The sequence below is a fragment of the Paenibacillus sp. y28 genome, from assembly GCF_037137075.1.
GTDB lineage: Bacteria > Bacillota > Bacilli > Paenibacillales > NBRC-103111 > JBBBNV01.
Genome location: NZ_JBBBNV010000001.1, coordinates 456,653 through 475,098, shown reverse-complemented (window position 1 = coordinate 475,098; position 18,446 = coordinate 456,653). Strand labels below are relative to the sequence as shown.

Sequence of the window (18,446 nt, the reverse complement as noted above, 5' to 3'; positions counted from 1 at the left end):
TCAATTTCACTCCGATTCTCCAGTAATACAATGAGATTACTTTATCACGAATCGGTGACTGTGTATAGCAGTGCAAGGCTTTCCCGCGCCCGGATGTATGATATTGCGGCAAGGCATCCGTCCGGCCTGCGGTTTCCACCTGCCCCCATTGTGCAGGAAAGCAATTTCTTCTATAGTGAAGAAGGAACAAACGGCTGAGGCCGGAGAGGAGAAATCATGGTGAGTGAACAGCTTCGTATAACACTGCTGCAAACGGATATTGCGATCGGCCAGCCGGACGCGAACTTTGTCCGCATGGCCGCCAAGCTGGAGGAGGCGGTCAGCAGCCCGGACAAGCCGGACGTTCTCGTGCTGCCGGAGATGTGGAATACCGGTTATGCGCTTGATGAAATCGGCGAGCTGTCCGACGAACGGGGGGAGCGCACGGCTGCGCTGCTTTCCGAATTTAGCCGCAAGCATGGTGTTGTTGTGGTAGGCGGCTCAATCGCCGAAAAGCGGGAGGACGGCGTATACAATACAATTCTTGTGTTTGACCGGGACGGCCGCCGCATAAGCGACTATTCCAAAATTCATTTGTTTCGCCTGATGGACGAGGAGAAGCATCTGCAGGCAGGGGACAAGCCCGGTTTGTTCGAGCTGGAAGGGGTGCCTGCGGGCCTGATGATTTGCTATGATATCCGGTTCCCCGAGCTGACCCGCAAGCTGGCCTTGGCCGGGGCGCGCATCCTGTTCGTGCCTGCGGAATGGCCGCATCCGCGGCTGCATCACTGGCGCACGCTGCTGCAGGCCCGGGCCATCGAGAACCAAATGTATGTTGTGGCCTGCAATCGGGTCGGCACTAGCGGAACCACCCATTTCTTCGGACATTCCATGATTATTGACCCTTGGGGCGAGGTGCTGGCCGAAGGAGGGGAAGAGGAAGCGCTGCTTTCCGCGGAAATCGATTTGTCCAAGGTGACGGAGGTTCGCGGCCGTATTCCGATCTTCGAGGATCGGCGTCCTGAATTGTACTAGTGCCGCTCGCTTTTGATGACTTCCCGAACGACGGACATGAAGGCTTCCGCCGCTTTGGACAAGTAACGTCCCTGCCGGTAAGCGATAACAAGCGTTCGCGTGGGACGGGTCGATAAGGAAAGATAGGACGGCGCCAGCGGACTGCCCTTGCTCCGGGCCACCATCTGCGGCACGAAGGCAATCCCCATGCCTGCGGCAACAAGGGATTGCACCGTCTCAATGTTGCTGCTTTCAAACACGATGTCCGGAGCGAAGCCGGCTTGGGCGCACAGGTCGAGCGCAATTTGCCGGAAGCCCTGCCCCTGCTTCAGGACAATGAACGGCTCCGCGGCAAGCTCGGCGAGCTCGACCGGGCCGCAGCCCGCAGCAGCGAGCCGGTGCTGGGGCGGGATAGCGAGGCAAATTTCTTCTTCTATAATACTTTCATAGCTTAATACGTTTTCCTCCAGGGGCAGGGAAAGCAGGCTGATATCGGTTTGGCCGCTGGCGGTCAGCGCCTCCAGATTTGCCGAGGTTTCTTCGACCAGGGCGATTTCGATTTCAGGGTACCGTGCTTGAAAGACAGGCAGCACCAGCGGCAAAATATGCGCTCCCGTCATCGGAAGGCTGCCGACCGACAAGCGGCCCTTGCGCATCTGAGAGATGTCTTCCATTTCCTTTTTGAGCTGGCCGACCATGTCGATAATTTTTTGAGCCCGGTCTACAAACAGGGCGCCGGCATGGGTAAGCTCAACGGAGTTGGTGCTGCGCCGGAACAGCAGGACCCCAATTTCCTTCTCCAGCTTGGAAAGCTGCTGGCTAAGCGAAGGCTGGGCGATATGCAGCTTTTCAGCCGCGCGCGAAAAATTTTTTTCCTGTGCGATTTGCACGGTATATGTAAGCTGACGAAGTTCCATCGTAGCGCCTCCTATAATTTTTGCCTATAGCATTTATAGATATTATATCTTGGAACAATGAATAAGAACATGTTATATTATATTCAGCCAACAGATTTGCCAAACATGAAGAGGTGAACCGAGATGTCTAAAAAGACAATGTTTGAAAAGATTTGGGACAACCACGTGATTCATCAAGAAGCAGGAAAGCCAAGCATCATTTATATTGACCTGCATCTCGTGCATGAAGTAACGTCCCCGCAAGCGTTTGAAGGCCTGCGCCTGAGCGGCCGCAAAGTACGCCGTCCGGACCTGACCTTTGCAACAATGGACCACAATGTACCGACGAAAGATCGGTTCAACATTGCCGATCCGATCTCCAAGCAGCAGGTGGACACCTTGTCCAAAAACTGTGCTGATTTCGGCGTTATGCTGTTCGACCTGAACCACGTAGACCAAGGCGTCGTGCACGTTATGGGTCCGGAGGTAGGTCTGACTCACCCGGGTAAAACGATCGTTTGCGGCGACAGCCACACATCGACTCACGGCGCCTTCGGCGCACTGGCCTTCGGGATTGGTACAAGTGAAGTGGAACACGTTATGGCGACACAGTGCTTGCAGCAAGCCAAGCCGAAAACGATGGAAGTTCGCGTTAACGGCAAGCTGAAGCCGGGCATCACTGCCAAAGACCTGATTCTGGGCATCATCGCAAAATACGGCACTGACTTTGCAACAGGCTACGTTATCGAGTACACGGGCGACGCGATCCGCAATTTGACGATGGAAGAGCGTATGACAGTATGTAACATGTCCATCGAAGCAGGAGCAAGAGCAGGACTTATTGCACCGGACGAAACAACCTTCAACTATCTGCGCGGCAGAGACTACGTTCCACAAGGCGAAGCATTCGATGCGGCTGTCGAACAATGGAAGCACTATGTAACTGACGAAGGCGCCGAGTATGACACGCTGGTTGAATTTGATGCCGAGACATTGGTGCCGCAGGTGACTTGGGGAACAAGCCCGGGCATGGGTACCGACGTAACCGGCCTGGTTCCGAATCCGAAGGATTTCGCGACCGAGAATGAGCGCAAAGCAGCGGAAAAAGCAATTGAGTACATGGGTCTGACTCCGGGAACTCCGATGACAGAGCTGCAAATTAACCGGGTATTCATTGGTTCCTGTACAAACGGACGGATTGAAGACCTTCGTGCCGCGGCGGTAATCGCCAAAGGCTACAAAGTTTCTCCAAACGTAGAAGCGATTGTTGTTCCTGGTTCGGGACGCGTCAAGCTGCAGGCGGAAAAAGAAGGTCTCGACAAAATTTTCTCGGAAGCCGGTTTCGAATGGCGCGATGCAGGCTGCAGCATGTGTCTGGCGATGAACCCGGACGTGCTGAACCCTGGCGACCGCTGCGCATCGACTTCCAACCGGAACTTCGAAGGCCGTCAAGGCCGCGACGGACGTACGCATCTCGTATCTCCTGCTATGGCGGCTGCCGCAGCAATCGCAGGTCATTTCGTTGACGTGCGCGATTGGAAAATCAACGAGGAAGCTGTCGCTTCCAAGTAACATAGAGAGGGGATACACACATCATGGAACCGTTCAAACAGCTTAACGGCCTCGTGGCACCGGTAGACCGGGTTAACGTGGATACTGACGCTATTATTCCTAAACAATTCCTGAAGCGCATCGAGCGCTCCGGCTTCGGTCAATTCCTGTTTTTCGAATGGCGCTTTGACCAAAAGGGCAATGTGATTCCTGAGTTTTCCTTGAACCAGGAACGCTTCCAAGGGGCTTCGGTACTGATTTCCCGCGCCAACTTCGGCTGCGGCTCCTCCCGTGAGCACGCGCCTTGGGCGATTCTCGATTACGGCTTCAAGGTCGTTATCGCGCCGAGCTATGCGGATATTTTCTATAACAACTGCTTTAAAAACGGCATTTTGCCGTTGAAGCTGAGCGAGGAGCAAGTAGAAGATTTGTTCCAGCGCACAGCAAAATATGAAGGCTACAAGCTGAATGTGGATCTGGAGGCCAAAACCTTGACCGACGATTACGGCCTGCACATTGCCTTCGATTTGGATGAGCACCGCCGCCAGTTCCTGCTGCAGGGCTTGGATGATATCGGCTTGACGCTGAAGCATGCGGATGCAATCTCTGCATACGAAGCCAAGCACGAAGCCCGTCTGGCATACAAGTAAGTTTTTCCTGCTCTCACAATCTTTGCTTTACCTCCAAATCTCTCACAATCCTCCGCGGTTTGTGAGAGATTTTTTCGTCTGCGGCCTGTAACTTTTCGTGGTTTCTGCCGTCTAATACTGCACATGTTTGTTTGAGGTTGTCAGGCTTTGCAGCGGGAGGGGGAACGGAAATCCATTTGCGGAAACGGCAATCTCATAATATGTCTATGTTTTGTAAACAAGTTTTGCTAAAATAATAGAATAGCGTGGGCTAGGGCCTATACATATGAGGTGAACTATGAAAACGGTAAAACTATGGCTGCTGCTTGTGCTGCTGCTCATTTGTCTGCCGCAAACCGGATGGGCGGCCGAAACCCCGATTCATTTGTTTTTAAATGGCCAAAAGCTTGCTCCTGAAGTGAATCCCCAAATCGCAGGTCAAGGCGTGACACTGGTGCCGGTCCGGATTGTGGCGGAGGAGCTCGGCGCCGGGGTAAAGTGGAATGAACAAGCCCGTACAGTCACGATTGAGCAAAATGCAAAAAAAATTGTACTGAAAATTGACAGCAGAAATGCAGAGGTTGACGGCAAGGCCGGCATCCTGGAGGAGCCAGCCACGATCGTTGGAGGAAATACGCTGGTGCCTGTCCGTTTCGTCAGCGAAGCGTTAGGCATCGGGGTGAAATGGGATGAGGAAACCCGTTCGGTTCACCTGTTCAAAAAGGATGAAGCCGACAGCGGAAGCCCGGTGTCCTCCGAATCCGGGGCTGGAAGCGGTGCGGCCGGACCCAATTCGGGGTCTGCGGGAAATGGGAACAGCGGCGGGACTACGAAGCCTAACGGCTCCTCCGCCAGCGGTTCAAGCGGCTCCCAGACGGGGGCAGCCACCGGGGGGCCGTCTCCGATTGGAACAGCGGACGCTCAATTGGCGCTGATTAGTAAAATTTCAGCTGAAACCGACAAAATTACGGTTCAGGCCAGTAAACCGCTGATAGCGAACGCTTTTGCCCTGGACAAGCCGGACCGGATTGTCATTGATCTGCCGGGTGCAGGCTGGGCGAAGGTGTTAAACGGCACTGTGCCGGTACAAAACGGCGAAATCGAGTCCAGGCATCCTGAAATTCTCAAAATCCGCTATTCTCTTTTTTCCAGTGAGCCTGCTATTTCACGAATAGTGATTGATCTAAAGAGCAAGCAGGACTACACGATTACTTCAGACAAAAACACGGGTCTGCTGACCATTGTGCTCAAGAAAGAGGAGCCGAAGCTGCAAAAGAAATACACGGTCGTGCTTGATGCGGGACATGGCGGAACAGACCCGGGAACCCGCAGCGTGGACGGCAAAAATGAGAAGGACTTTACGCTGCCGATGCAGCAAAAGGTCGCTGCGCTGCTGGAAAAGGACCCGAATATCGAGGTTCAGGTTACCCGGACAACCGATGTGAAGATTGAACTGAGCGACCGGATTGCGCAGGCGAACAAAATCAAGGCCGACTTGTTCCTGTCCATTCACGGCAACAGCTTCCCCGACAACCGTGCTATCAGAGGAACAGAAACATACTTTTATTTGCCTGACGGGCGTCTGCCAGCAACGATTCTTCACAAGCATGTGCTTGAAGCGACCGGGTTTCCCGACCGCAAAGTAAAGCAAAACAACTATAAGGTGCTTCGGGAGGCGGAGGTGCCGGCGACGCTTCTCGAGATCGGATTTTTGTCCAATCAGGAGGAGAACAGCCTGATATGGTCAGAGGCTTTCCAGCAGAAGGTTGCTGAGGCTATTGCAGCCGGAGTCAAGGAATTTCTGAGCAGCAAGGAGGAATGAAGCCATGAGACACCTCACCAGAAGCTTGCTAATTATGGGGCTGTGCATAGCAGCGTTAACCGGTTGTAATTCCGCCAGAACAGAGGTCAACCCGGCGCAGCAGGCTGTGCCGACCCCGGCTCCGGCAGCTGATAAAGAACTGCAAATCAAGACGTTCTATACGAATTCGGAGCTTGAGAAGCTAGTCGAGCAGCAGACCACCATTCGATTCCGGCAGGATGAGGACAAGTACGCCGCCGCGCTGACAGCACTGAGGACACCGCCATCGGGGGAATTGCTTTCCTTGGTTAGCAAGCTTCAATTTAAAGAAGTGAAGCTGAATGAGGGCAAGCTGCGTATTAATCTAACGATTCCGAATGAGGCACGGCTTGGGTCAGGCGGGGAGCTGCTCATGCTGCAGGCCATTTCAAAAACCGTCTTTCAGTTCCAGGAGGTGGCTTCCATGGAGCTGCTTGTTGACGGGAAGCAGGTTGAAAGTCTGATGGGGCACGTAGCTTTGCCGTATCCAATTGTCCGAAACACAGAGTTTATGGAATAGCACAGCCGCAAGTATGACCGGTGGAAGAGGCGCCTGGAAAGCAGGTGCCGGAAGCCCGCCCGCAACGGACGGTTACATATTTTCGGTCTTAGCTGCACTTATTGGCTTGTTTTCATGAGAGAGGAGACTTGTTTAAGCTATGAAACGACGCTTGCCATTAGTCAAACAACTTACGGCCGTTACTTTGGCCGCAGCAATGCTTATGCCGGCCGGTATCGCCGGAGCGGAAACATCCTTGAAACAAAGCTTTCCCGATGTAAAAAGTGATCACTGGTCCCTGAAATATGTGACGAAGCTGGCTTTGACCGGTATCGTACAAGGTGACGGGGCCGGAAATTTCAATCCGGATCAAAATGTAACGCAAGAGGACGCCGTCATTATGGCGATTCGTATGATGGGTCTTGAAGATGAAGCGAAAAGCGCTAAAACCGAGTACATACTCCCGGTAACGGTCCGGGCGGATGCCAAGCCGTATGTGAACATGGCGTTTGATCGCGGACTGATCCTCCCCAGTGAAACCCAAGAGTCTACCGGAAAAACCTGGGGAAGCCAGCCTGCCACCAGGGAATGGGTAGCCAGGCTCGTTGTGCGTGCAATGGGCAAGGAGTCCGATGCAGAGAAGCTTGTCAATACTCCGAGTGTATTTACGGACAGCAAGGAGATGACGCCGGCGAATGTAGGCTATATTAATGCCGCTGCTGCGCTGGGCATCGTCAACGGCTTTGACGACGGATCGTTCCAGCCGAAGGTATCGGTTACCCGCTCGCAGATGGCGGCTTTCTTAAGCCGTGCGGACAGTTATTTACCTTCGCACTCCTCGCGTATGATGAACGGGTACGTAGTGGATATGAATGATAAATCGATTACGATTCAAAGCAAGGACGGACAGGTTACATCGCTGGAGCTTTCCGGAAGCGCCGTTTACTTCTCGCCCAAAAGCGAAAGCAAGCCGACTGACCGATCTGCGGTGGAGCCTTCGTTCGAGGTAACCGTTATTCAGGAAAAAGGCGTGGCTTATTATGTGGAGGTTACCGACGATCAGGTTCGTGTAGATACATATGAAGGCAAACTGACGGACGTGAACCTTTCAACTCAAAAAATTACGCTTAACATGAACGGCGCTTCCGAAGTCTACGACATGGAATCGTTCGTATCCGTCGTGGATAAAGAGGGCAAAGGGCTTTCCCTCGGCTCCCTTGTGAAGGGCTCGCTGCTCCAAATCAAGCGAAACGGCATGGTGCAGGGCGCAAAGATTTCGCAAATTATTGTAAAGCAGGAGCCGACGCTCCGCAAAATCGAAGGTTTCTTTGAAGAAACGAAGGCCGGAGCCATTATTGTTTCGAATAAAGCAAACGGAAATCTGGAGGAGTACACGCTTTCTGAGGATGTGCCTGTGCAGCTGCTGGATCAGCCTTCGGTATTGACCGCTTTGTATAAGGGAGATGAAGTTACGGTACATGTAATGGACGGTATCGTGACGGCCATTTACATTACTTACAAGGCTGTTGATGCTGTCGATGAAGGCAAGCTGGTACAAGCCGACGCCTCGAAAATGATCGTGACGGTACAGAAATCGGACGGCAAATTTGCTACCTACAATTTCAGCGATTCCATCAATGTCGTCATTCAAGGTCTGGCACTGCCGGGGTTGAAGGATCTCGTTGCCGATAGCGACAATGTCAAGCTGGAGCTGAAGGAAAACCGCGTCGTCCGGATTATCGTGCAGAACCGGAATATTCAGCCCAATGTGGTTGCAACGGTAATCAGCTTTGACAGCAAGGAAAATGTCGTTACTGTGAAGGATGAATACGGGGCTTATAAAGCGTATCAGCTATCGAACAGTGTAAATATCGAGTATGATGAAATGGTCGTTAGCGTTGCTAATTTCCTGGACAGCTTCCCCGTAGGAACGAAGGTGAACTTGACCATCAACGGCGATAAGCTGCTTGCGGTGAAGGTAGCGACCAAATTTGAAGGTGTGGTCAGCGCCAAAACGGTCAGCGGCATTACGATCACGGACGATGCTACCGGTACATCGATGTACTTTAAGCTGGACACGCTTCCGGTCGTGGATGTGGCCTACAAAACAACGGCAACGATAAGCGATATCAAGGTCGGCGATCCGGTCCGTGTGCAGTTGAATTATGCGAAGGATGCGGTTGGCCGCATCCAGCTGAAGAAAACGATCCAGTATAAAATTTACAACAAGGATGCAAGCGCAGGCACATTGAAGCTGGTGGATGCCGACGGCAACGTGCAATCCTACAGCACGAAGGACAAATATTCATTCACCAAAAAGGATGGCAAAGCGGTCAAAATCGAGAACGTGAACATCGATGATTATGTCCTTATCAACTATGTGGGTTCCACCATCGACAGCATGATCTCGCTGGATACGGTAGTCGGCAAAATAACTGCGATTGATAAGGCCGCGACGGAGATGACCGTGGAAGGCTATAACGGCACGAAGGAAGTGTACAGCCTGAAGTCCGGTGTTAAAGTAACGTTGAATTCCAATGTATCCACCTCAATCAGCGCGCTGGAAGTGGGCAACCGGGTTCAGTTTTTTGAAGAGAGCAACGGAGCGATGAACGTGACGGTTCTGGCCGGAGAGAAGCGTTCGGTATGGTACTATGAGCCGTTGACACGCAATATCTCCTTCAAAAGCCGTACGTTAAACGATACCGTGACGTACAAGCTGCGGAAGGATGCCTATATTCACCAAGGCACCGAGCTTTTTGAGCCGGGTTATTTGGTGGAGAACGACACTGTAACGGTGTATGTTCTTGGCGGGGACATCATCGAGTTGGAAAAAAATTAAGCCGGTTCTCTACTTAGAATATGCCCGATGTCCCGCATGATTTCGGGAGATCGGGCTAGTTTTTCAAGTCCGTTGTGCAGGAAGCTTCTTGCTAGCAGCGGCTGCCGCGTGAGAATCGGCAGGAAATGCAATGAAATTCGACATCAAGAAATAAAATAATTTGAAAATCGTTATAAAAGTTTCATTGTTTTCCCCATTCCGCCATTGATTCCGGCGGCATGTTCCGCTAAACTGAGAAAATCGGCTACTGCAAAAGAGAGGAACAGAACATGAGCACGAGGGTAAGAACGATATTAGATACGATTGCCGGCATGTTTCCGGATGCACACTGTGAGCTGAATCACAGTAACCCGTTTGAGCTGACAATCGCTGTTCTGCTTTCCGCCCAATGTACAGACGAAACTGTGAATAAAGTGACGGCTTCTCTGTTCCCAAAATATAAGACGCCGGAGGACTACCTGAGCGTACCGCTCGAGGAGCTGGAGCAGGACATTCGCCGTATCGGCTTATTCCGGAACAAAGCAAAAAATATCCAGCTGTTATGCCGTATGGTACTCGATAAGTACAACGGGGAAATCCCTCAAAAGCATGAGCAGCTTGTCGAACTGCCGGGTGTTGGCCGCAAGACCGCCAATGTTGTGGTGTCTAATGCATTTGGTGTTCCCGCTATCGCCGTGGATACTCATGTCGAGCGCATTTCCAAACGGCTTGGTCTAGCCAAGGCGGAAGACAGCGTATTGGAAGTGGAAAAGAAACTGATGCGCAAGGTGCCAAAGGATGAATGGACGATGACGCATCACCGACTCATTTTTTTTGGAAGATATCACTGTAAGGCGCAAAATCCGCAGTGCGATATTTGTCCGCTCCTGGACATGTGCACGGAAGGCCGACGACGTATGAAACAGCCTAAAAAAAGGAAGCCTACTACAAGCGCCAACTAGAGAAAAGGATGGGATTTAACATGAAATGCATCTCGGTATACACGAACAATTTTGAGCTGTTTTCGGACATTTACGAAACCATTCTCAGCACGCCGCTGGCTGAAAATGAAGAAAAGGAAGTAGAAGGCGTAACCGTCAGCGAATCAGGTGAAGTGCCTGAAAATTATTTGGACAAGATGAAGGCCCGGCCGGATGTGGTCGTTATGAGATTAAAGGACCGCGATATCACCATTTTGCAGCATGGCTCCGTATTCGAAATTTTTATCCCTGAAACCGAATCTGTGGTACACTAGAAACCGGAGAAATTCGGTTTTTTTTGTTGCGGAGGGAAGAAACGATGGTAGAGATGGAAGAGAGAGAAACGATAGGACCGCTGGAGACGCTGGCGCAGCGCTTACAGGAGGCCGGAGACGGCCAGCATGCGGATAAAGTTCGGGATTTGACAAATAAATGGGGGACAGGCAAGCTTGTGGCTGCTTTTTGCGGTCATTTCTCTGCCGGCAAATCAAGTCTGATTAATGCCTTGTGCGGCGCGCAGCTGCTGCCTTCCAGCCCGATTCCGACAAGCGCCAATGTGGTATCCATCAGCTGGGGAGAGCAAGCCAAAGCGAAGGTTACCTTTGCTGCGGGCGGGCCGCAGGGAGGGGAAACCGCAGAGGTGGATTTGGAGCGGCTGCCGGAAGTATGCCGCAACGGTGAAGTGATTGAAACCGTGCATATTGAATACCCTTCCGACTTTTTGAAGGGCGGGCTGACGCTGCTGGACACGCCCGGCATTGATTCGACGGATGATGCACACCGGTTGTCTACGCAATCCGCGCTTCATCTGGCCGACGTCGTATTCTATGTCATGGATTATAATCACGTACAGTCGGAGATTAATTTCGATTTCACGAAGCGCCTTCAGGATTGGGGAAAGCCGCTTTATCTGATTGTAAATATGATTGACAAGCACCGGGAGGCGGAGCTGCCGTTTACGAAATACGCCCATGAGGCGGAGCAGGCGTTCCGGCAATGGAATATTGAGCCGGACGGGCTGATGTTCATTTCGGTGAAGCAGCCGGAGCATCCGCATGATGAAAGCGGCATCTTGCGATGGCTGCTTGGAGAGCTTGTCGGGGACAGCGTGATCTTGCGCAAGCGCAGCGTATGGCAATCGGCGCGTCATCTGATTGGAGAGCACGCGGCATGGCTGGAGGAACAGCAAGCGGACCGGCGCCAGGCTCTGGAGGACAAAATGGGAGATGAGGCGGAGGTTGCCGCCCTGCTCACCCGCCACGGGGAGCTGGAATCTCAGCTTCGCGAGCTGCTGGCGGAGCCTGAGCGCTTGCTGCAGCGGTTGAAAAAATCCTGTGAAGAAATTATCGAGCATGCGGCGATTACGCCGGCTTTGACGCGGGATGCTGCGGCTCTGTATTTGGCAAGCCGGAAGCCGGGCTTTAAGCCAGGGTTTTTCAGCACGAAGGCGGCGGTGGAGCGGGAACGCGAGCAGCGGCTCAGCGCGTTCCATACGGATTTTGCGGAGAAGGTGCGGACACAGCTGGAGTGGCATCTAAGCGACCTGCTGCAAAAAACAGCGGAGCAGGTTGGTCTGGATGCCTCTGCTGCGGCAGAAGGGCTTCAAGAGGCTTCCCGGTATGTGAACGCTCAATGGCTGGCTGCACAAGTAAATGAAGGAGCGGTAGTATCCGCTTCCGGAGAATATGTGCTGAATTATTGCAAGCAGGTTGCCGGAGAAGTGCGGTCGCTGTACCGCCGCGCTGCGCTGGAGCTGGCAGAGCGATTTGCGAAGGAAGCGGCTGTGCGTGCCGAGGCACAGGCTGCTGCTCCGCGTGGAGAACTGGCCGCGCTGGAGATACACCTGTCGGCATACCGCAGTCTGGAGGCGCTGGCCGCAGAGGTGAAGGGACGCGAGGACGAGCTGCTTGCGCTGCTTCCTGAGCTTGAGGAAGAGGCGTGGTCGCGTCCGGACCTGGAGAGCGAAGAAGCTGTGCAGCATGCCGGCTTGGGCGACGGTCAGAAAGCAGAGGCCGGAAGCAGGGGGACGGGACAGACGACTGCTTCAGAACATACGGGCAGCGCGGTTATGCTGGCAGCGGCTGGCAGTGCCCCGGCCTCGGGCAGTCAGAGTTCGCCGGCAGGAGACGCAGCGTCAACCGCATGGGAGGAACAGCGGCAGCGGCTCAGCCGGGAGGCTGAACGTCTCGATGCGGCGGCCGGGCTTCTAAAGGGGATTCCTTCGCTGGAAGCAGCGGCGGACTCTCTCCGGGACAAGGCGCAGCGGCTGGCGAACCAGCGGTTTACTATCGCGTTGTTCGGTGCTTTCAGCGCGGGCAAGTCTTCCTTCGCCAATGCGCTGATTGGGCGCCGGCTTCTGCCGGTGTCGCCGAATCCTACGACAGCGGCGATTAACAAAATTATGCCGCCTTCTGAAGAGTGGCCGCACGGTACGGTTCGCGTGACCATGAAGACGAAGGAAGCGGTCACGGCCGACATCCTGTACTCCTTGGAAGCGCTGGGCCGCCCGACGGCGGATTTGAAATCCGCGCTTGCCGCTATCCGCAGCCTGTCGCCGCAGGATGTCAGCGGAAAAGGGAAGCCGCATTACGCATTTTTGAAGGCGGTTGAGCAGGGCTGGGCCGAGCGAGAGGCGGAGCTTGGCAGTGAGCTGCGGGTTGATTTGGAGCAGTTCCAGGGCTATGTCGCAGAAGAGAGCAAGTCATGCTTTGTCAGCCATATTGAAGTGATGTATTCTTGCCCGCTCACCGATCAGGGCATCGTGCTTGTGGATACGCCCGGAGCGGACTCCATTAATGCCCGTCACACCGGGGTTGCCTTTGATTACATCAAAAATGCGGATGCCATTTTATTTGTGACCTACTATAATCACGCCTTTTCACAGGCCGACCGTGAATTTTTGCTGCAGCTCGGCCGGGTGAAGGATACCTTTGAGCTGGATAAAATGTTTTTCATTGTGAACGCCGCTGATTTGGCGTCCTCCAAAGAGGAGCTTGACGGGGTTGTCAAGCATGTAGGGGATAATCTGCTGCAATACGGCATTCGTCAGCCGCGCATATATCCGATGTCCAGCCTGACGGCGCTTGAGGGACGTTTAAGCGGCTCTGCATCACAGCTTGCCGCATCGGGGCTGCCTGTGTTTGAAGAGGCGTTTATCCGGTTTACCTTCGAGGAGCTGGGGGATATTGCCGTTCATGCGGCAGCGGATGAGCTTCGCCGCTCGGAGCGCTTATTGGCCCGCTGGATGCAGCTGGCCGCCGAAGGCGAGCAGCAGCGCGCACAGCGCAGCGCCGATCTGAGGGAAACGGCTGGGCGAATACAGGCTCTGCTGAATAGTGAAGCCGTAAGCGGACAGCTGCAGCTGCAGCTTCGCAAAGAAATTGACGAGCTGCTGTACTACATCAAGCAGCGTTCCTATTATCGCTTCGGCGAATTGTACACCCTGGCCTTTAACCCCTCCACGTTGAGGGAGGACAATGGACAAATCCGTACAGCGCTTTTAGCCGCTGCTCATGATTTTATTGGACTGATCTCTTATGATGTATCCCAGGAAGTGCTGGCAACCACACTGCGGGTGGAAAAATCTATGCACAAGCTTTCCCGTGAGCGGCTGGAGCATTGGTCCGGCCAAATCAGCGGCTTGCTTCCCGACTACGCCCCGGCGGCGTACCCGGATGGGGGCTTTGTGACGCCGCAGGTGGCTGAAACGATTGAAAGCCCGGCGTTTGACAGCAAATGGCTGCTCTCCCGCTACAAGAACGGGAAATCCTTCTTCGAAGGGGATGGCAAAGCGAAGCTGCGAGCGGAGCTGGAGCAGCAGCTTTCGCCTCTCGTTGCGAGCTATCTGGAGCGGCAGGCCAAGCTGCTTTACGATTCATACGCAGGGCAGCTTGAGGCATGGCTGCAGAAGCTGGTCAGCACCCTGCAGGACAATGCGCAAGCACAGGTCAACGGCCAACTGGCAGCGCTTGAAATGAAGCTGGATATGGCGGTTCTGGAACAGAAGCGGGCGGATTTGGCACGGTTATCGGGCACTTCCTCGGCATCATAAATAAAGCAACACGTCCATCATGGCGGATATGATCCTGCCATACCCGATTTCTAAAGGGAAATATGCTGCATGTGAACGCACGAGCCTCTGCCCGGATATAATGCCGGACAGGGGCTCGTTTTTTTGCTGGAGCGCCCCATGGCTCGAGTCTGAGATGAACGCGCGTTCATCGTTTTTCATGGAATCGCTTTCATTGGAATGAAACCGGAATATTTGCAAGAATCTCTTTGATTAGTTGCAGGTTATCTCCGTTTATGTGGAAAAGCGCCCGGATTTGCCCGGATTCCCGCACTCTCTGAATTGCTCATGGGAGACGACGGTGTTAAGATGCATAAAGATTTGAAAACGCCATCACAGGAGGTTTCCCATGTATGTTCTGCGGCAACTCAAGGACTATTATTGGCAAGAACGCCGGTATTTGTACTTGGCGCTGTCAAGCCTGTCACTAGCCACAGTGCTCGGACTGGTGTACCCTCATCTTTTGCGTTACCTGATTGATGAGGTGATTAACAAAGGAAGGTTTGATTTGGTTCCGGGCTTGTCTCTGGCGGTGGTAGCCGTAACTCTGAGTAAAGCCATGTTTCAATTCGGACAAGGGTTTTGCAGCGGAAGGCTGGGCAACAAGGTCGCGTTTAATTTGCGGGAGGCGCTGTACAGCAAGCTGCAGCATGTTTCATTCCAATACTACGATAAAGCCAAAACGGGGGACGTAATGTCCCGGTTGACGGCTGATTTGGAGGGTATTCGTAACTTTATCGGCTTCGGGTTTGTGCAGCTTGTGAACGTCGTTCTGATGTTTACCGTCGGCATTGCGATGATGCTGAGCATGGACTGGCAGCTGACTCTGATAACGATGATTACCATGCCTTTTCTCGCTTACACGGCGTTGCGGCTGGAAAGCCGGATTCATCCTGAATTTCGCCAAATCCGCAAAGCAATGAGCAGTCTGACCACCGCAGTTCAGGAGAATATTACCGGCGTGCGGACGGTCAAATCATTTGCCCGCGAGCCTCATGAAGTAAACAAATTTTTGGACCGGAACAATGATTATCAGCAAAGTCATGTCGATTTGGCGTTTACATGGGGGAAGTTTTTTCCGCTGCTCGAATTGTTCTCCAGCCTATGTCTTGCTATTCTGCTGGCGGCCGGCGGCTGGTTTGTCATTCAGGGCACGATGACGGTCGGGGAATTAGTAGCCTTCTTCAGCTTTGTGATGTACATTGTCATTCCGCTGCGTGACCTTGGATTTCATATCAATAACTATACCCAGTCCAAGGCTTCCGGCGAGCGGGTGCTCGAAATATTGCATATGCATGTGCATGTCAAAGACAAACCGGACGCGAAGGAGCTGGACCCTCAGCAGGTAAAAGGGCATGTTCGCTTTGAAAAAGTAACCTTCGCTTATCCGGAGAATCCGCCGGCCCTGCAGGATATAGATCTTGATGTCGCACCCGGCAAAGTTCTCGGTTTACTCGGAGCAACCGGAGCGGGGAAATCGACCCTGATCCAGCTGCTGCTGCGCGCTTACAATATCAAAAGCGGCCGTATTACGCTGGACGGCATCGACTTGCAGGACATTCGGCTGCAAAGCCTGCGCCGGCAGATGGCATTAGTTTTTCAGGAAACGTTCCTGTTCTCCTCGTCTATTCGCAATAACATTGCTTACGGCAACCGCGAGGCGACGATGGAAGAAGTAATCTACGCGGCCAAGCTGGCGAAGGCGCACGATTTTATTATGGAGCTGCCGCTTGGCTACGATACGATTGTGGGGGAGCGCGGGCTGGGCTTGTCAGGGGGGCAGAAGCAGCGGATAGCGATAGCCCGCGCATTTCTGCGTAACCCGAAAATCCTCATACTTGACGATGCGACCAGCGCCGTCGATATGGAGACGGAACAGCAAATCCAAGCGGGCTTCCGGGATTTAATGCGCGGCCGGACAACGTTTATCATTGCGCACCGGATTTCATCCCTGCGGTATGCCGATGAAATCATTGTTCTGGAGAAGGGGCGGATTGTGCAGCGCGGCACGCACGATGAGCTGCTGGGGCAAGAAGGGCCGTATAGGGATACATATCAGATCCAGTATGCAGATTATGATCAGGTGCAGCGTAATCAGGGTATGCTGCAAGACGAGGCGGAGAAGGAAATTTCATCCGAGAAGCGGAGGCTGGCCAGCTTATGACTACCCAAACAGGGCCGCAGCAATCCTCAGGCACGGTGCATTCCGGCCGGAAGGAGCAGGCGAGGTCGACAAACGAACGGTTCGTGTATCAGGACGATGAGTTAATCGATAAGCCGTTTGACTGGAATCAGATCCGGCGGATGGGGAAATTTGTCATCCCTTACCGGAAAAAGCTGCTTCCGGTAATATTGCTGACGATGGTGCTCGGCACACTGACGAAGCTGTTTATTCCGCTTTTAATCAGCTACGCGATTGACCACGCCTTGAAGCCGGGCGATCCGAACGCGAAGCTGCTGTTCTCCTGTGTCGGAGGCATGGTCCTGCTGTATGTCATGCAGTGGGCGATTAACACGTACCGGATTCGCACCGTGAGCATCATCGGGCAAAATATTATTTTTGACCTGCGTCATGCGTTGTTCCGCCATATCCAGCAGCTGTCGTTCCGCTTCTTCGATAAGCGCCCCGCCGGATCAATTCAGGTGCGGATTACGAACTATGTCAATTCCTTGCAGGATTTGCTGACCAACGGCGTAGTCAATCTGATGATTGACTGTGTGCAGCTCATCGGGATTATCATTATTTTGCTGTCGCTGAACTTTCAGCTGGGGCTGGCGATTATGGTTACGGTGCCGCTGATGTTTGTTGTATCCACCTCGCTGCGCGTGCGGATTCGGAGAGCGTGGCAGGTGGTGTCCATCAAGTCCTCGCGCATCAATGCCCACTTGGCAGAGAGCATTCAGGGCATCCGGGTTACTCAGGTGTTCACACAGGAACAAGAGAATAAGAGCTTTTTCGTAACCATGAATCAGGATAATCACAAGGCCTGGAACAAAGCATCCGCCATGAACCAGGGCTTCGGACCTATTATTGAAGCGACGGCGGCTATCGGTACAGTGATTTTATTCTGGTACGGTACAACCCTGGTGCAGAGCAACGTGATGACAATTGGGCTATTGGTCGCTTTTGCCAACTATATCGGGAATTTCTGGGAGCCGATTAATCGGCTCGGCCAGATGTATTCCCAGATGCTGATTGCCATGGCTTCCTCGGAGCGGATTTTCGAATATCTGGACGAGCAGCCGAATGTGGCGGAGCAGAAGGATGCCAAGGAGCTGTCGGGCATCAAGGGCGATGTCCGCTTCGACAATATCGTGTTCGAGTATGAGCCGGGCCGACCGGCGCTCAAAGGCTTCGATTTGTCCGTGCAGGCAGGCCAATCGATTGCACTCGTCGGCCATACAGGCTCAGGCAAAAGCACCGTCATGAACTTGCTGTGCCGGTTCTATGACCCGGTACAGGGGCGGGTTCTGATTGACGGGGTGGACATTCGCGAGGTGACTCTTTCCAGCTTGCGATCCCAGATCGGGATCGTGATGCAGGACACCTTCATTTTCTCCGGGTCTATCCGGGACAACATTCGCTTCGGGCGCCTGGATGCGACAGACGAGGAGGTTGAAGAAGCAGCAAAGGCGGTCCATGCCCATGATTTTATTGCCGCCCTGCCTCAGGGTTATGATACTCAGGTGGAGGAGCGGGGCAATGTGCTGTCCATGGGCCAGCGCCAGCTGCTTTCCTTTGCCCGCGCCCTGCTTGCCAATCCGAGGGTCTTGATATTGGATGAAGCGACGGCCAGCATTGATACGGAAACGGAGCTGCGCATTCAGGAGGCGCTCAAGACGCTGCTGAAGGGCAGAACCTCCTTCATGATCGCGCATCGGTTGTCGACGATTCGCAGTGCGGACAACATTGTTGTGCTGGATCATGGTACGATGATGGAGCAGGGCAATCACGAAGATCTGATGAGTAAGCAGGGCATTTATTATGGTCTTATTCAAGCGCAGTACCGGCTGCTTTCGGAGGCCGTCTGACAGGAGCGACCGGGTTTGGAGCAGACAGGCAGGAGCTTCCCTCACACCATGTTGTGGGGGAAGCTTTTTTTATTCCCCGTTTATCCGGATTATGCCTGCCGCGAAGAAACGATTTTTGACAAATTCGGCGGAAAAC

Annotated in this window: 12 protein-coding genes; 11 read left to right on the top strand and 1 reads right to left on the bottom strand. The window is 53.3% G+C overall.

All coding sequences use genetic code 11. From position 1 onward, the window contains the following. Positions 1–216 precede the first annotated feature (216 nt). On the top strand, positions 217–1,014 hold the full coding sequence (locus WBG83_RS02060) for a carbon-nitrogen family hydrolase (protein WP_336742230.1): 798 nt from the start codon (positions 217–219) through the stop codon (positions 1,012–1,014). On the opposite strand, the gene WBG83_RS02055 is transcribed toward WBG83_RS02060, so the two are convergent. Further along, on the bottom strand, positions 1,011–1,910 hold the full coding sequence (locus WBG83_RS02055) for a LysR family transcriptional regulator (protein ID WP_336742228.1): 900 nt from the start codon (positions 1,908–1,910) through the stop codon (positions 1,011–1,013). The genes WBG83_RS02060 and WBG83_RS02055 overlap by 4 nt on opposite strands. Positions 1,911–2,033: 123 nt before the next feature. Between WBG83_RS02055 and leuC the strand changes: the two genes are divergently transcribed. The 10 genes from leuC to WBG83_RS02005 all read left to right on the top strand — a co-directional run bounded on the left by leuC (position 2,034) and on the right by WBG83_RS02005 (position 18,310). Further along, the gene (leuC, locus tag WBG83_RS02050; protein WP_336742227.1) at positions 2,034–3,461 is read left to right on the top strand and encodes a 3-isopropylmalate dehydratase large subunit; all 1,428 of its coding nucleotides are present in this window, start codon (positions 2,034–2,036) and stop codon (positions 3,459–3,461) included. A gap of 23 nt (positions 3,462–3,484) precedes the next feature. Further along, positions 3,485–4,090: a 3-isopropylmalate dehydratase small subunit gene (leuD, locus tag WBG83_RS02045; RefSeq protein WP_336742225.1), complete on the top strand. Its 606-nt coding sequence runs from the start codon at positions 3,485–3,487 to the stop codon at positions 4,088–4,090. A gap of 277 nt (positions 4,091–4,367) precedes the next feature. Then, positions 4,368–5,891, top strand: a complete 1,524-nt coding sequence (locus WBG83_RS02040) for an N-acetylmuramoyl-L-alanine amidase family protein (RefSeq protein WP_336742223.1) — start codon at positions 4,368–4,370, stop codon at positions 5,889–5,891. A gap of 4 nt (positions 5,892–5,895) precedes the next feature. Beyond that, positions 5,896–6,429, top strand: coding sequence for a GerMN domain-containing protein (locus tag WBG83_RS02035; protein WP_336742221.1), 534 nt, complete (start codon positions 5,896–5,898; stop codon positions 6,427–6,429). 139 nt (positions 6,430–6,568) lie between these two features. Then, on the top strand, positions 6,569–9,250 hold the full coding sequence (locus WBG83_RS02030; protein WP_336742219.1) for an S-layer homology domain-containing protein: 2,682 nt from the start codon (positions 6,569–6,571) through the stop codon (positions 9,248–9,250). A gap of 269 nt (positions 9,251–9,519) precedes the next feature. Continuing rightward, the gene (gene nth / locus WBG83_RS02025) at positions 9,520–10,191 is read left to right on the top strand and encodes an endonuclease III (protein ID WP_336742216.1); all 672 of its coding nucleotides are present in this window, start codon (positions 9,520–9,522) and stop codon (positions 10,189–10,191) included. A 20-nt stretch (positions 10,192–10,211) separates the two neighbouring features. Next, positions 10,212–10,484: an NAD/NADP transhydrogenase alpha subunit gene (locus WBG83_RS02020; RefSeq protein WP_336742214.1), complete on the top strand. Its 273-nt coding sequence runs from the start codon at positions 10,212–10,214 to the stop codon at positions 10,482–10,484. Positions 10,485–10,528: 44 nt separating this feature from the next. Then, positions 10,529–14,260, top strand: a complete 3,732-nt coding sequence (locus tag WBG83_RS02015; protein ID WP_336742212.1) for a dynamin family protein — start codon at positions 10,529–10,531, stop codon at positions 14,258–14,260. A gap of 367 nt (positions 14,261–14,627) precedes the next feature. Next, positions 14,628–16,442, top strand: a complete 1,815-nt coding sequence (locus WBG83_RS02010; RefSeq protein ID WP_336742210.1) for an ABC transporter ATP-binding protein — start codon at positions 14,628–14,630, stop codon at positions 16,440–16,442. Next, positions 16,439–18,310 (top strand): ABC transporter ATP-binding protein, encoded by a 1,872-nt coding sequence (locus tag WBG83_RS02005; RefSeq protein ID WP_336742208.1) that lies wholly within the window; start codon positions 16,439–16,441, stop codon positions 18,308–18,310. Before WBG83_RS02010 ends, WBG83_RS02005 begins: the two co-directional genes overlap by 4 nt. The last annotated feature ends 136 nt before the right edge of the window (positions 18,311–18,446 follow it).

What these genes read in the sequence shown, in the direction of transcription:
- WBG83_RS02060 (WP_336742230.1), top strand. Translation starts at nt 217, where the DNA reads ATGGTGAGTGAACAGCTTCGTATAACACTGCTGCAAACGGATATTGCG.
- WBG83_RS02005 (WP_336742208.1), top strand. Translation starts at nt 16,439, where the DNA reads ATGACTACCCAAACAGGGCCGCAGCAATCCTCAGGCACGGTGCATTCC.
- WBG83_RS02055 (WP_336742228.1), bottom strand. Translation starts at nt 1,910, where the DNA reads ATGGAACTTCGTCAGCTTACATATACCGTGCAAATCGCACAGGAAAAA.
- WBG83_RS02040 (WP_336742223.1), top strand. Translation starts at nt 4,368, where the DNA reads ATGAAAACGGTAAAACTATGGCTGCTGCTTGTGCTGCTGCTCATTTGT.
- WBG83_RS02020 (WP_336742214.1), top strand. Translation starts at nt 10,212, where the DNA reads ATGAAATGCATCTCGGTATACACGAACAATTTTGAGCTGTTTTCGGAC.
- leuC (WP_336742227.1), top strand. Translation starts at nt 2,034, where the DNA reads ATGTCTAAAAAGACAATGTTTGAAAAGATTTGGGACAACCACGTGATT.
- WBG83_RS02035 (WP_336742221.1), top strand. Translation starts at nt 5,896, where the DNA reads ATGAGACACCTCACCAGAAGCTTGCTAATTATGGGGCTGTGCATAGCA.
- WBG83_RS02030 (WP_336742219.1), top strand. Translation starts at nt 6,569, where the DNA reads ATGAAACGACGCTTGCCATTAGTCAAACAACTTACGGCCGTTACTTTG.
- WBG83_RS02015 (WP_336742212.1), top strand. Translation starts at nt 10,529, where the DNA reads ATGGTAGAGATGGAAGAGAGAGAAACGATAGGACCGCTGGAGACGCTG.
- WBG83_RS02010 (WP_336742210.1), top strand. Translation starts at nt 14,628, where the DNA reads ATGTATGTTCTGCGGCAACTCAAGGACTATTATTGGCAAGAACGCCGG.
- nth (WP_336742216.1), top strand. Translation starts at nt 9,520, where the DNA reads ATGAGCACGAGGGTAAGAACGATATTAGATACGATTGCCGGCATGTTT.
- leuD (WP_336742225.1), top strand. Translation starts at nt 3,485, where the DNA reads ATGGAACCGTTCAAACAGCTTAACGGCCTCGTGGCACCGGTAGACCGG.